11 protein-coding genes are annotated in these 13,469 nt (G+C 68.6%); 7 read left to right on the top strand and 4 right to left on the bottom strand.

All coding sequences use genetic code 11. The annotated features are described in order from the left end of the window. Positions 1-49 precede the first annotated feature (49 nt). Positions 50-1,813 (bottom strand): SulP family inorganic anion transporter, encoded by a 1,764-nt coding sequence (locus tag OG734_RS33355; protein WP_330291140.1) that lies wholly within the window; start codon positions 1,811-1,813, stop codon positions 50-52. Further along, on the bottom strand, positions 1,810-2,421 hold the full coding sequence (locus tag OG734_RS33350; protein WP_330291139.1) for a carbonic anhydrase: 612 nt from the start codon (positions 2,419-2,421) through the stop codon (positions 1,810-1,812). Before OG734_RS33350 ends, OG734_RS33355 begins: the two co-directional genes overlap by 4 nt. Before the next feature lie 282 nt (positions 2,422-2,703). Between OG734_RS33350 and OG734_RS33345 the strand changes: the two genes are divergently transcribed. The 4 genes from OG734_RS33345 (at position 2,704) to OG734_RS33330 (ending at position 7,086) form a co-directional block, all read left to right on the top strand. After that, entirely contained in the window at positions 2,704-3,582 is an 879-nt protein-coding gene (locus OG734_RS33345; RefSeq protein WP_330291138.1) for a response regulator transcription factor, read from the top strand. After that, positions 3,579-5,123: a sensor histidine kinase gene (locus OG734_RS33340; RefSeq protein WP_330291137.1), complete on the top strand. Its 1,545-nt coding sequence runs from the start codon at positions 3,579-3,581 to the stop codon at positions 5,121-5,123. The genes OG734_RS33345 and OG734_RS33340 overlap by 4 nt, the downstream gene beginning before the upstream one ends. Before the next feature lie 153 nt (positions 5,124-5,276). Further along, entirely contained in the window at positions 5,277-6,437 is a 1,161-nt protein-coding gene (locus OG734_RS33335; RefSeq protein WP_330293886.1) for an alkaline phosphatase PhoX, read from the top strand. 61 nt (positions 6,438-6,498) lie between these two features. Continuing rightward, the gene (locus OG734_RS33330) at positions 6,499-7,086 is read left to right on the top strand and encodes a hypothetical protein (RefSeq protein ID WP_330291136.1); all 588 of its coding nucleotides are present in this window, start codon (positions 6,499-6,501) and stop codon (positions 7,084-7,086) included. A gap of 44 nt (positions 7,087-7,130) precedes the next feature. On the opposite strand, the gene OG734_RS33325 is transcribed toward OG734_RS33330, so the two are convergent. After that, the gene (locus OG734_RS33325; RefSeq protein ID WP_330291135.1) at positions 7,131-7,874 is read right to left on the bottom strand and encodes a hypothetical protein; all 744 of its coding nucleotides are present in this window, start codon (positions 7,872-7,874) and stop codon (positions 7,131-7,133) included. Between the two features lie 434 nt (positions 7,875-8,308). On the opposite strand from OG734_RS33325, the gene OG734_RS33320 reads away from it, so the two are divergent. The 3 genes from OG734_RS33320 (at position 8,309) to OG734_RS33310 (ending at position 10,165) form a co-directional block, all read left to right on the top strand. Beyond that, positions 8,309-8,659, top strand: coding sequence for a VOC family protein (locus tag OG734_RS33320; protein ID WP_330291134.1), 351 nt, complete (start codon positions 8,309-8,311; stop codon positions 8,657-8,659). 76 nt (positions 8,660-8,735) lie between these two features. Next, the gene (locus tag OG734_RS33315) at positions 8,736-9,161 is read left to right on the top strand and encodes a hypothetical protein (protein ID WP_330291133.1); all 426 of its coding nucleotides are present in this window, start codon (positions 8,736-8,738) and stop codon (positions 9,159-9,161) included. A 95-nt stretch (positions 9,162-9,256) separates the two neighbouring features. After that, positions 9,257-10,165 (top strand): class I SAM-dependent methyltransferase, encoded by a 909-nt coding sequence (locus OG734_RS33310; protein WP_330291132.1) that lies wholly within the window; start codon positions 9,257-9,259, stop codon positions 10,163-10,165. A 228-nt stretch (positions 10,166-10,393) separates the two neighbouring features. Here OG734_RS33310 and ppdK read toward each other — a convergent pair whose 3' ends face one another. Then, the gene (ppdK, locus tag OG734_RS33305) at positions 10,394-13,141 is read right to left on the bottom strand and encodes a pyruvate, phosphate dikinase (RefSeq protein ID WP_443064966.1); all 2,748 of its coding nucleotides are present in this window, start codon (positions 13,139-13,141) and stop codon (positions 10,394-10,396) included. Positions 13,142-13,469 lie beyond the last annotated feature (328 nt).

The following is a 13,469-nucleotide window of genomic DNA, read 5'->3' as shown; positions in this document are numbered from 1 at the left end:
GTTGTGGAGATCCACGCTCACGTACCGTAGGGTTTTGGCCATTCGGTTCTCAGCGCACCATCGGTGCCCGCTCCGTGTAGGCATGGTCATAGGCATGGGCGTAGGTGTCGGGGACCGGTCCCGTGTCCAGGTAGAACCACTCGGCGTCGGGGCCCGGGACCGGCGGCATCAACGTCCCCTCGATCGGGTCGGCGGAGGCTGTCGTCGTGGCCTGGCCCGGCATCAGCAGTTCGACCCGCGTTCCCAGTCCCCGCTGCTGGGCCGTGAACTCCTCGACCTGATTGCGGCAGGCGTGGTCCAGATGGGTCACACCGGTCAGGTCGAGGCGGATGCGGGGCCTGCCCGACGCGGCGGCGGCCTCCAGCGCCTCGATGACCTGCGGCAGGCGCAGGAAGGTCGCGTTGCCGGCCATGACGACCTGGGCGACGTCGTCGTCACCGTCGAGATCCTGGCGGATGACGGTCCGGGACATCCGCAGGGCGGCCAGCACCACCCCGGCGGCGAGGCCGATGAGCACGCCCTCCAGCAGCGCGGTGGCCACGATGACCAGCGTGGTGAGCGTCATGACGGCGAACTCGCCCCGGTCCTGACGCCACATCTTCGGGAACTCCTCGGGCGCGAACAGTTTCCAGCCGCTGTGCACGAGGACGCCCGCGAGCACCGAGATCGGGATCAGCGCGAGGACCTGCGGCAGCAGCAGTGCGAAGGCGAGCAGCCAAAGTCCGTGCAGCGTACGGGAGATACGGGTCTTCGCCCCGGCCTGCACGTTGGCCGAACTGCGCGCCACCACCGCCGTGATGGGCAGCGCGCCGAGGAGCCCGGCGACCGTGTTTCCCGCGCCCTGCGCGACGAGTTCGGCGTTGTAGCGGGTACGCGGGCCGCTGTGCATCCGGTCGACGGCCGCTGCCGTGAACAGGCTCTCCGCCGAGGCGATGACCGTGAAGGTGAGGATCGCGGTGAGAATGCCGACGTCGGCCAGCCCCGCCAACTGCTCGCTCCCCGGCACCTGTACGGAGGCCAGCAGGTTGCCCACCTGAAGTGTCTTCACGTCCACGCCGGGCAGCGCGGCCACACCGATCCCGATCCCCACGGCGACCAGCGCGGCCGGGATCTTCTTCACCGGGCCCGGCATCTTCTTCCAGAGGAAGCTGAGCACGATGGTGACGACGCCGAGCAGCGCGGCGGTCATCGCCTGGGGGTCGGCGAGGGTGTCCGCGAGCAGTCCGGGCACACCGGCGATGTTCTCCAGGGGGGTGCCGGGGGCCTTGGCGTCGGACATCGGGTACAACTGGCCGAAGATCAGGGGGAGTCCGATGCCGGCCAGCATGCCCTGGACGACGGCGAGCGAGATGGCCTGGAACATCCGGCCGAGCCGTACCAGGCCGAGGACTATCTGCAGGATCCCCGACCCGAGCACGATCACGCCGAGCATGGCGACGCCGTACTCCCCCACGGTCTCGGCGACCAGCGCGGCGAGTCCGGCGGCGGGCCCGCTGACCTGCAGGGTGCTGCCCCGGGCCGCCCCGACTACCAGCCCTCCGATGACCCCGGAGATGATCCCCAGCTCGGCGGGCACCCCGGAGGCCACGGCGACACCGATACAGAGCGGCAGCGCCACGAGGAAGACGACGAGGGAGGCGGTGATCTCCGTGGCGAGGTCGACGCGTCCGGCACCGCCTTTGGCCCCTCCTGGGGACGAAGTCTCCTTGCGCGCAGGGTGGGTTGGAGCCTGTGCAGGGTCGGCCGGAGCCGGCGCCGGAGCTTTCGGGCGCGCACGGGTGCTCTGTGCGTGGCGTGCGTGCTGGCCGCTCATGACGCGTGCACCCGGAAGCGGTCGTCCTCGTCCAGCTCGGACACCCGGCCGGTGTCGATCTCGTAGTACCAGCCGTGCAGCCACAGCCGGCCCTCGTCGAGCCGTTGCCGCACCCCTGGGTAACTCCGCAGTACGGCAAGCTGGTTGACGACGTTGCGCTGCACCACCTCGGGCAACGCCGACGGGTCGTCGGAGGACTCGGTGAGCACCGGGGCCAGTTCCGGGCGGGCCAGCTGCAGCCAGGCGTCCACGCCGGGCAGCGCGGACAGGTCGTCGCCTGACTTCAGGGCGCCCATCGCCCCGCAGTGGGAGTGGCCACAGACGACGAGGTGTTGAACGCCGAGCACCTCCAGTGCGTACTCGATGGTGGCGGCCTCACCGGAGGCGGCCCCGTACGTGCTGTGCGGGGGCACGATATTGCCCGCATTCCGCAGCTCGAATATCTCGCCGGGCCGCGCCCCGGTGATCAGTGCGGGTATTACCCGCGAGTCCGAGCAGGTAATGAACAATACCTCCGGATATTGCCCTTCGGCCAGTTTCCGGTATTCGCCGCTCTCGAAGTCGACGTGCCGCTTGAACGACCTGGCGCGGTCCAGCAACGCCTTCATGATCCCTCCAAGTGATGCTTGACATGGGGTTATCCATGCCACGATGAACGCTAGAGGAGCGATGGCCAGAGGAAGGTTAGAGGAACACTAAATCGGGACCAGGTTTCCCACAGTTTTCGGCCGAACGACCCCCCAGTCGGCTCCCCAGAAGACCGTGAGGGGCTTTTCACATTGGCCTGGATCCGCTCGGAAAGGATTCTTGAGTCTTGTAGCGTGTCGACCTCGGGAATTCATGAGTGGCAATGAGTGTCACGGGTGTCGTGGGAGTGGGAGACAGGACGTATGGGCGTACGAGTGCTGCTCATCGAGGACGACGAGACGATCGCCGAACCGCTGGCCGAGGGCCTGCGGAACTTCGGGCTGACGGTCGTGCACGTCGCCACCGGCGCCGAGGGCCTGAGAGGACCGCACGGCGACGTCGTCCTGCTGGACCTGGGCCTGCCGGACATCGACGGCATCGATGTGTGCCGGGGCATCCGCCAGACCTCCGAGGTCCCGATCATCATCCTCAGCGCGCGCGGCGAGGAGGCCGACCGTGTCCTGGGCCTGGAACTGGGCGCCGACGACTATCTGGCGAAACCATTCAGCATGCGGGAACTGGTAGCCCGGGTACGGGCGGTGACACGACGCGCACGACGCCCGGACCCGACGTACGAGGTTCCCGCGTACGCGTCCCCCGCGGTTCCCGTGTACGCGTCCCCCGGGCCCCCTGCACCTCCCGCACCCACTCCCCCGTCCACCTCCTACGAGGCGTACGAATCGTTTGATTCATACGCCTCGCACACCTCGCACACCTCGTACGCCCCGCCCGAAGCACCCCCAGCACCCCCAGCACCCGAGTCCGCCCCGGCCCCCGGCCCCCTCGTGGTCGACCGCCGCACCCGGCAGGTGTGGGTGGGAGACGTGCCCGTCGCGCTGACGCCCAAGGAGTTCGAGCTGCTGGCGCTGCTCTCCGAGGACCCGGGCGCCGTGTACTCACGGCGGCAGATCCTCACCCATGTCTGGGACACCCACTACCAGGGACCGACCAAGACCCTGGACGTCCATGTCGCCACGCTGCGGCGGAAGTTGGGCGACCCAGCGTGGATCCAGACGCTGCGCGGAGTCGGCTTCCGACTCGCTGTACGCACCCCCGGCGCGCCCCGGGCCGCAGCCTCATGACCCGCCGCCTACTGATGAGTTACCTCAGCCTCGCCGCCCTCGTCCTCCTGGGCCTGGAGATCCCGCTGGGCATCGTCTACTCACGGGCCGAGCGGGAGCGGATCGTCAACTCCGCCAACGAGGAGGCCGAGTCGGTGTCGGCGTTCGCCGCGCTGTCCCTGGCGTCCGGGCGCGCCGACGAGCTCGCCGCCCGGGCCGCGCACTGCGCTCAGCGGATCGGCGGCCAGGTGTTCATCGTCGACGCGCGCGGCCAACTCATCGCCGGGTCACACCGGTTGACGACTACGGAACAGGGCGAGCTGACGACCCGCCCGGAGGTGACGGCCGCGCTCGCCGGTACGGCGACGACCCATGTCCGTACGTCCACGATCGGCGGGGTGCAGTACCTGTCCGTAGCGTCCCCGGTCGGGCACGGGACCGGACAGGTCAGGGGCGCGGTACGGATCACGCTCCCCACGGAGATGGTGCGGGCCGGCGTGCACCAGGTGTGGCTGCTGCTGGCCGTCGTCGGGCTCGGGGTACTGACCGCCGTGGCCGTCGTGGCGTTCGCGTGCGCGCGGTGGGCGGGGCGCCCGATCCGTGAACTGGAGCGGGCCACACACGAGTTGGCGGACGGTGGCGCGGCAACGCCGGTCGCGGTGACGTCCGGCCCGCCCGAAGTACGGAGCCTTGCAGCCGCGTTCAACCGCACGGCCGCCCGGCTCGCTCATCTCCTCGCCTCACAACGGGCGTTCGCTGGCGAGGCATCGCACCAGCTGAAGACTCCGCTCGCGGCGCTGCGGCTGCGTCTGGAGAACCTGGAGCCCGATATCGCCCAGCACGCCCGGGGCAGCCTCACCGCCGCGATGACGGAGACGGACCGGCTGGCCCGGATGGTCGAGGGGCTGCTCGCGATGGCCCGCCTGGAGGAGGACGCGGCGGACCCCGGCCCGGTCGACCTGGCCGGCATCTGCGCGGAACGGCACGGCACGTGGGCTCCACTGTTCGAGCAACGGGGCGTGTCCCTGGTCCTGTTCACGGGCGGATCGGGACCGGTGGGCCCGGCGCTGGCGCTGCCTGGAGCGGTGGAGCAGATCATCGACAATCTCCTGTCGAACGCCCTGAGAGCATCACCCGCGAACAGCACGGTGGCCATGGAGCTCCGCTCGATCACTCCTCCCCACCCTCGCCGCCCCCACCTCAACCACTTGAGCCACCTCAACCACCGTGAGAACCGAGCCACTTGGATCGACCTGCACATCACCGACGAGGGCCCCGGCATGACGGCGGAACAACGCGGGCGCGCCTTCGACCGCTTCTGGCGTGCGCCGGGCGCCCCCAAGGGCGGTACGGGCCTGGGCCTGGCCCTCGTACAGCGGCTCGCACTGGCGAGTGGCGGGGAGGCGAGTCTGCGCGAGGCGGCAACAGGAGGCCTGGACGCGGTGGTTCGGTTGCCGTCGGCCCAACATGCCGTACAGGGGCAGTCGTTCGGCGGCCGGACGGGCTCGGGCCGCGAAGGCATGGGAGTACGGCGAAGGGAGACGTCGGCGCTGCGCGCGTAACAGGTATGACGAACGGCCGCCACCGTCAAGGCAAGACGAGGCGACATCGCGCGTACATGACAATTTCACTCCGCCGCCCTAGGGTCCCTGACGTCACGGCACGTCAGGCCACCCCCCTTTGGAGCGAGAGTGGACGCACGAGTCAACGCACACGTGGAACGCCGCACCCTCCTGCGCGCCGCCGTCATCGGCGGCTCGGCGGCCGTCTTCGGCGGCACCCTGTGGCGCGGCGCCGCCCACGCGGCTCCCGCCCAGCCGGGCGCGGGCCCGTACGGAGCCCTCGCCGCACCCGACGCCAACGGCATCAGACTCCCCGCCGGCTTCACCAGCCGGGTCGTCGCCCGCTCGGGCCAGAGCGTCACCGGAACGTCGTACACCTGGCACAACGCCCCGGACGGCGGGGCCTGTTACGCCGACGGCACGGGCTGGATCTACGTCTCCAACTCGGAGATCAACCCGTCGGGCGGCGCGAGCGCGGTCAAGTTCTCCTCCACCGGCACCATCACCTCCGCGTACCGCATCCTCTCCGGCACGCGCCAGAACTGCGCCGGCGGACGCACCCCCTGGAACACCTGGCTGTCCTGCGAGGAGGTGTCACTGGGATACGTCTACGAGACCGACCCCTGGGGCACGAACGCGGCGACACAGCGACCCGCGATGGGCCGCTTCAAGCACGAGGCGGCGGCAGCGGACCCGGTCCGCAAGGTCGTCTACCTGACCGAGGACGAGACGAACGGCCGCCTCTACCGCTTCGTCCCCACGACTTGGGGCGACCTGTCGTCCGGCACCCTCCAGGTCCTGGTAGCCGGCACGGCCACATCCGGCTCATACACCTGGACGACGATCCCCGACCCGGACGGCTCCCCCACGACCACCCGCACCCAGGTCTCCGGCTCGAAGTCCTTCAACGGCGGCGAGGGTTGCTACTACGCCGACGACAAGGTCTGGTTCACCACGAAGGGCGACAACAGGGTCTGGCAGCTCAACCTGCTGACGAACACCTACGAGTTGGCGTACGACGACTCCCTGGTCACGTCGGGCACGGCCCCCCTGACCGGCGTCGACAACATCACCGGTACATCGTCCGGCGACCTGTTCGTGGCGGAGGACGGCGGCAACATGGAGATCTGCGTGATCACGCCGGACGACGTGGTCGCCCCCTTCCTCCGCATCGACGGCCAGTCGGGCTCGGAGATAACCGGCCCGGCATTCTCCCCGAACGGCAGCCGCCTGTACTTCTCCAGCCAGCGCGGCACGAGCGGCAGCTCCTCGGGCGGCATCACGTACGAGGTGACGGGCCCGTTCCGCTCGTAACCACCGTCGTACGTTCGTACTGCGCACCGGGGTTGTCAGTGGTGCGCAGTACGTTGCGGTCATGGGCGTTTACCTGGTCGATGTCAGTGCGGAGGGGTGGTTCGATGAGGGCGAGGAGGGGCGGGCGGAGATCGCCGCGGGCCTGAACACGGAGCTGGTACGACGGGGCCTGCCCCGGTACGACTCCGTACCCGCGGCAGCGGACTTCGTACGCGGTTCGGGCCGGTCCTTCGAGGAGAAACTGGTCCCGCCGATGAACACCTTCATGGCGCTGTGCGAGGCACACCTCTCGAAGGCGGAGACGGAGATACTCCTCGGCTGGACGGTACTGGTGCCGGTGTCCCTGGACGAGGAGATCGAGCTGCCGGTCGAGTCGTCGTACTCCGACGACACCGTGATCGCGGGTGCACCCCAGATCCTGGCGATCGCCGAGAAGTTGGCGACGGCGGTCGCACTACCGCCCGAGGTCCCGGAGATGTGCGACAACCTGGATCTGACCAGCTGGTTCATGGACGGCACGGCGGAGAAGGTCTCGGCCACCGCGCCGGGCCCGTGGAGCGAGGACCTGGACGCCTCCTTCTACGTGGCGCTGTACTTGCGGGCGGCACAGCACTCGCTCAGACGGCGGTGCCCGATGGTCTACTGCTGACGGTCGCCGCCGGCGCCACTGGGCGGGTGGGCGCCTGGGCGCCCCTACTGCGGTCGCATCAGGCCCAAGTCCTCACCCCATGCATCCAGCACCGCGCCGTGCCCGGCCCGCCGGGCCACTGCCTCGACCTGGGCGAAGAGCCGACGCTGTGTGGGCACGTCACCCGTTCCTGAGATGCGGTCCGCGGCGTCGAGCAGCGTGGCGGTGTCCCAGCCGGGCAGGGGGAATCGGGCGAGCTCCCATTCCAGATACTTGTTGTAGGGGCGGGGACGACGGTCCAGCGCGAAGAGCAGCTCCAGCAGGAACCGGATGCTCTCGGCGGCGTCGAGTCGGGCCGCGAGCGCCTGTCCGTCGCGGTCGTTCTTGACCGAGCGGTAGAGGGAGTTGGCGTAGGCATCGAGCCACCCACCCGCCTCCCGGAAGGCCTCATCGGCGTCGAGCCGTGCCTTGTCGGCCAGGATCCGGGCGATGCCTCCGTCGAGCCGGTCGAGCACGACCCGGGCGCGGGCGAGAGCATACCGCTCGAAGCCGGGCATTCCGGCGGCACGGAACTCATCGAGGGAGAGGACGACGAGGTCGAGTTCCGGGGTGCGGTGACCGGTGAACCTGGTGAGGGTGGTTGTCGCGCGATCGTCGACAACGACATACAGATCGTGGTCGGAGTGCTCGGTGGTCATGCCCTCATGGGCCCGGGAACCCTTGAGGACCAGGCCGACGACAGCTGAATCAGCGGCAGCGAGTTCGACGAACGCGTCGTAGTCGTAGGCGATGGGCTTCTGAACAGTCATTGCGTGATCTCCGGTGTGGTGACGACGGATACACGAACCGGACGGCCCCGAACACATCGGGGTCGCCCGCACCGTCTGCGGCGGGGCGCTCGGCCGCCGCTCGGAAGATCAACGCACGGGAGGACTCTACCGCCGGGCCATCGAAGAGATTCGACCGTCCGGCGACGCAGTTCATGGAGACCATGGACGCCGTCGTGCCTGGACCGGACATCATCGCCGCAGTCCGGCAGGCCTCCGCCTACTCCGGTACCGCAGCGACGCACTCGACGGCTGCCTCACCAGCACCGGACTTCGCCCCGCCCCGCCATGACGATGTCCGCTGCCAAGCAACTCAGTCGTCGTGTCATCGAACGCAGTCGAAGGTCTTCTTGGACCGAGCGTGCCAGGATGCCGAGGACACGACCGCGAGCACATCGACGGGGCAGGAGCAGGCAATGATCAGCGGTGCACATGTCATCCTCTACAGCCAGGACGCCGAGGCGGACCGCGCCTTCCTCCGTGACGTCCTCGGCTTTCCCGGCGTCGACGCGGGCGGCGGCTGGCTCATCTTCAAGCTGCCCCCTGCCGAGGTGGCCGTGCACCCGACCGACGGCCCGCCCCAGCACGAGTTCTACCTGATGTGCGACGACCTTGATGCCCAGCTCGGCGAGTTCCGCGCGCAGGGCGTCGAGATCACCCGCCCGGTCAGCGAACAGCGCTGGGGCAGACTGACCGCGATCCGGCTCCCCAGCGGCGCCGAACTCCCGCTGTACGAACCGCTTCACCCCATCGCCCACAGCCTTTGACCCCAGCACTTGGCTCAGCGAGACGAATCTCAGGGTGGCCGCGGAACGTCGGTGGCGCCACCGAAGGGAGCGACCAGTGATCACCACCGCTCAGGGCGTGAAGCTCACATCGCAGTGCGAGAGCTGCGGTGGCGAACTGGTCCGCGACGTCGGCCAGTTCATCGACCGCGGTCGGTTGCGGTGGAGCGTTGAAGGACAGTGCCAAACCTGCCCGAACGCATGGTGCGAGATGGACACAGGCCCAGCCCCCGAAGAGATCAGGCAGGCCCTACTGGCCGAACACGGGCATGCTCGGCTTCGCCTTGCGGACAAGAACGCAAGCTTCGTTCCTGTGCTGCGGGCCCTGCGCGAGATGCAGAACCTTTCGCTGGGCGAAGCGCGGAAGGTGGTCGCCGACCTTAGAGAAGTCGGCGTGGTCGGCACGTCCGTGGAAATGGCCTACCTCGCTGAGGGGCTACGCAACCGGTTCGTCACCGTAACCATCACCTCGTCGCCTACCTGACCGGGATGGGTTGACAAAGGTCCATCGACAGTAGCTGCCCGAAGCGCAGGAAAACCGGTGGAGCGGTCGGAGTATGTGTCCGTACCGTCCCTGGGATGACCTATCTGAGTTCCCTGGGATATCTGCTGGGCATCGAGGGTGCCGCCTTGCTGCGCGGCTTCAGGGAGGGAAGCGCCGACCGGGCGTTCGTCGAAACCCGGATCGCCGAAATCCGCGCCCTGCTGGACACGCCGGCCCTCGCGCACGCCGAGGGGGTCACGGCGAGTCCGGGCACGATCAGCGCGGCCGACGTCTACCAAGCCTGGGCCCCGCACTATGACGCCCCTGGCAACCAGATGATCGACATTGAGCAGCCCGTTGTCCGGCGCATCCTGGACGGCCTGCCCGTCGGCACAGCGCTGGACGCGGCCTGCGGCACCGGCCGTCATACCGCCTACCTGCGGGAACTCGGACACGACGTGATCGGCGTCGACGCCTCACCGGAGATGCTCGCCCAGGCCCGCAAGCGCCTGCCAGATGTCGCCTTCCACGAGGCCGACCTGCACCGGATCCCGCTTCCCGACGACGCGGTCGACACCGTCGTCTGCGCGCTCGCCCTGGCTCACGTCCCCGATCTGGCCCCCGTATTGGCGGAGTTCGCGCGTGTCCTGCGCCCTGGCGGGAACCTTGTGATCTCGGATGCCCACCTGCTGGTGTCCTACCTCCGGCCGACCCTGGCCCGCCGTCCCGGCCCGGACGGCCGCCCGTCCCTCCTCGCCGAATACCACCGCCCGCTCAGCGCCTATCTCGCCGCAGCCCTCCCCCTGGGCTTCCAGGTCCGGCACTGCGAGGAACCCCACCGCCCGCGCCACTCCCTCGACCCCGACACCGCCCCGGACCCACTCCCGACCTACATGTCCTGGGACCTGTTGCACTGGTGCTCGGAAGCGTCGGCTGCGGCCTTGGACGATTCCCCGATCGTGGTCGTCTGGCACTTCCAACTCGACGGCACCGGGAAGGGCTGAGCTCGTTCGTCAGGGGGTCGGGCGAGTACTGGGCGGCGCGGCGGGCGTACGGATTGCGCGTCGGCATGAGCACGGGCAGCGAGAAGGCGGCACCCCCCGCACAGGGGTGCCGCCCTCTCTCGTGCTCCGGAGCCGCTGCCGTGTCGCTGAGGGTCGGGGTGACAGGCAACGGTTCCGGCGTCTTCGGGGGCCTCCTGGAACCGCCAGTGCCCCTAACCAGTGATCGCTCTACCGATGATCACTCCCCGCCGAAGAAGAAGCCGCCCGCCCCGCCTCCAGCCTGGCCACCGGGATCCGGAACGGCGAGCAGCTGACGTAGTCCAGCCCCACCTCGTGGAAGAAGTGCACCGACTCCGGGTCTCCCCCATGCTCGCCGCACACGCCCAGCTTCAAATCAGGACGCGTCGCGCGGCCCGCCTCCACCGCGGATTTGACCAGCGCGCCGACCCCGTCACGGTCGATCGTCTCGAACGGGGACACCCCGAAGATGCCCTTCTCCAGGTAGGCCGTGAAGAACGAGGCCTCCACGTCGTCCCGGCTGAAGCCCCACACCGTCTGGGTCAGGTCGTTCGTGCCGAAGCTGAAGAACTCGGCCGCCTCGGCGATCTGGCCGGCCGTCAGCGCGGCCCGCGGCAGCTCGATCATCGTGCCGATGGCGAGCTTCAGCTGCGTGCCCGTCGCCGCCTCGACCTCGGCGATGACCTGGTCGGCCTCCTCGCGGACGATCTCCAGCTCCTGGACGGTGCCGACGAGCGGGATCATGATCTCCGCGCGCGGGTCGCCCTTCGCGTTCTTCCGCTCGGCCGCCGCCTCCGCGATGGCCCGCACCTGCATCGTGAAGAGGCCGGGGATCACCAAGCCCAGCCGCACACCCCGCAGCCCCAGCATCGGGTTCTGCTCGTGCAGCCGGTGCACCGCCTGGAGCAGGCGCAGCTCGTTCTCGTGCGGGTCCTTGCGGGACTCGGCGAGGGCGACTCGCACCGACAGTTCCGTGATGTCCGGCAGGAACTCGTGCAGCGGCGGGTCGAGGAGACGGACCGTCACCGGCAGGCCGTCCATCGCCGAGAACAGTTCTACGAAGTCCTGCTTCTGGAGCGGGAGAAGCGCCTTCAGGGAATCCTCGCGCTCGGTGTCCGTGTCGGCCAGGATCAGGCGTTCCACCAGTTCGCGCCGGTCGCCGAGGAACATGTGTTCCGTACGGCAGAGGCCGATGCCCTGCGCGCCGAACCGCCGCGCCCGCATCGCGTCCTCGGCGTTGTCCGCGTTGGCCCGGACACGGAGCCGGCGCTTCCTGTCCGCGAAGGCCATGATCCGGTGGACCGCCTCGACGAGTTCGTCGGCGTCGTTGGCGCCCGCGTGCATCCGGCCCTCGAAGTACTCGACCACGGGGGACGGCACGACCGGGACCTCGCCCAGGTACACCTTGCCGCTCGAACCGTCGATGGAGATGAGGTCGCCCTCCTCCACCACATGCCCGCCCGGTACCGTCATCCGGCGCCGTTTCGTGTCGACTTCGAGCTCCTCCGCGCCGCACACGCACGTCTTGCCCATCCCGCGCGCGACCACGGCCGCGTGGGACGTCTTGCCGCCACGGCTGGTCAGAATGCCCTCGGCGGCGATCATGCCGTCGAGGTCGTCGGGGTTGGTCTCCCGGCGGACCAGGATGACCTTCTCGCCCGAACGCGACCACTTCACCGCGGTGTACGAGTCGAACACCGCCTTGCCGACCGCCGCACCCGGCGACGCCGCGATGCCCCGGCCGACCTGTGCGACCTTCGCCTCCTCGTCGAAGCGCGGGAACATCAGCTGGGCCAACTGGGCGCCGGTGACTCGCTGGAGTGCCTCCGCCTCGTCGATGAGGCCCTGGTCGACGAGCTGTGTGGCGATACGGAAGGCGGCGCCCGCCGTGCGCTTGCCGACGCGGGTCTGGAGCATCCACAACTGGCCGCGCTCGATGGTGAACTCGATGTCGCAGAGATCCTTGTAGTGGTTCTCCAGGGTCTCCATGATCTGCATCAGCTGGTCGTACGACTTCTTGTCGATCTGCTCCAGCTCGGCGAGCGGGACCGTGTTGCGGATGCCCGCCACCACGTCCTCGCCCTGCGCGTTCTGCAGGTAGTCGCCGTACACGCCCTGGTGGCCGCTGGCCGGGTCGCGGGTGAAGGCGACTCCCGTGCCCGAGTCGGGGCCCAGGTTGCCGAAGACCATCGAGCAGATGTTGACCGCCGTGCCGAGGTCGCCCGGGATGCGCTCCTGGCGGCGGTAGAGCTTCGCGCGGTCCGTGTTCCAGGAGTCGAAGACCGCGTGGATCGCGAGGTCCATCTGCTCGCGCGGGTCCTGCGGGAAGTCGCGGCCCGCCTCGGTCTTGACGATCTTCTTGAACTTGGTGACCAGCTTCTTGAGGTCCGCAGCCTCCAACTCCGTGTCGACCGTGACCTTCTTGGCCGTCTTCGCCGCGTCCAGCGCGTCCTCGAACAGCTCGCCCTCGACGCCGAGGACCGTCTTGCCGAACATCTGGATGAGGCGGCGGTACGAGTCCCACGCGAAGCGCTCGTCGCCGGCCTGCTTGGCGAGGCCCTGGACCGACTTGTCGGAGAGGCCGATGTTCAGCACCGTGTCCATCATGCCCGGCATCGAGAACTTGGCCCCGGAACGGACGGACACGAGGAGGGGGTTGTCGGCCTGGCCGAGCTTCTTGCCCATCGCCTCTTCGAGGGCCGCGAGGTGCGCGCTCACCTCGTCACGCAGTGCCGCGGGCTCGTCGCCGCTGTCGAGGTATGTCTTGCAGGCCTCGGTGGTGATCGTGAAGCCCGGAGGCACCGGAAGGCCCAGGTTGGTCATCTCGGCGAGGTTGGCACCCTTACCGCCGAGAAGGTCCTTGAGGTCCCTGTTGCCCTCGGTGAAGTCGTAAACGAACTTCACGCCCTCAACACTGTTGCTCTGCTGAGCTACGTGGGGATCTTTGTTTTCCGACACGGGTCCCAACTCCTTGAGGACGCGGTGGCTGCCCTGACGGCCAGGAACATACCCAGATCGAAGGCGTCTGGGTACGTCCACTTGCGCGTCATGCGCCTGTAACCATCCGTCCGCCAGCAGATCCAAAGTCAAAGCTTGGCAAGCAGCAGGATCGGTATGTTTTCACTTCTTGAAGACAACCGCCCTCGCATACGCATTTTGTCGCTCAGGTGAGCGCATAGTGGCACGCCTGAGTTCTATCGATGAACGATCAAACGGTGGCACTCAGTGCCATCCTTTGAGAAGTGCAGTCGCTCATGATCCGCTCATCTGAGCGCAACCCCTATCA

This window comes from Streptomyces sp. NBC_00576, from assembly GCF_036345175.1.
Taxonomy (GTDB): Bacteria; Actinomycetota; Actinomycetes; order Streptomycetales; family Streptomycetaceae; genus Streptomyces.
This window is presented reverse-complemented; position numbering and strand designations above follow the sequence as displayed.

Coding starts and splice junctions, on each gene's coding strand:
- OG734_RS33330 (WP_330291136.1), top strand. CDS start 6,499: ATGGGCGTTTACCTGGTCGATGTCAGTGCGGAGGGGTGGTTCGATGAG.
- OG734_RS33325 (WP_330291135.1), bottom strand. CDS start 7,874: ATGACTGTTCAGAAGCCCATCGCCTACGACTACGACGCGTTCGTCGAA.
- OG734_RS33355 (WP_330291140.1), bottom strand. CDS start 1,813: ATGAGCGGCCAGCACGCACGCCACGCACAGAGCACCCGTGCGCGCCCG.
- OG734_RS33350 (WP_330291139.1), bottom strand. CDS start 2,421: ATGAAGGCGTTGCTGGACCGCGCCAGGTCGTTCAAGCGGCACGTCGAC.
- OG734_RS33345 (WP_330291138.1), top strand. CDS start 2,704: ATGGGCGTACGAGTGCTGCTCATCGAGGACGACGAGACGATCGCCGAA.
- OG734_RS33310 (WP_330291132.1), top strand. CDS start 9,257: ATGACCTATCTGAGTTCCCTGGGATATCTGCTGGGCATCGAGGGTGCC.
- OG734_RS33320 (WP_330291134.1), top strand. CDS start 8,309: ATGATCAGCGGTGCACATGTCATCCTCTACAGCCAGGACGCCGAGGCG.
- OG734_RS33340 (WP_330291137.1), top strand. CDS start 3,579: ATGACCCGCCGCCTACTGATGAGTTACCTCAGCCTCGCCGCCCTCGTC.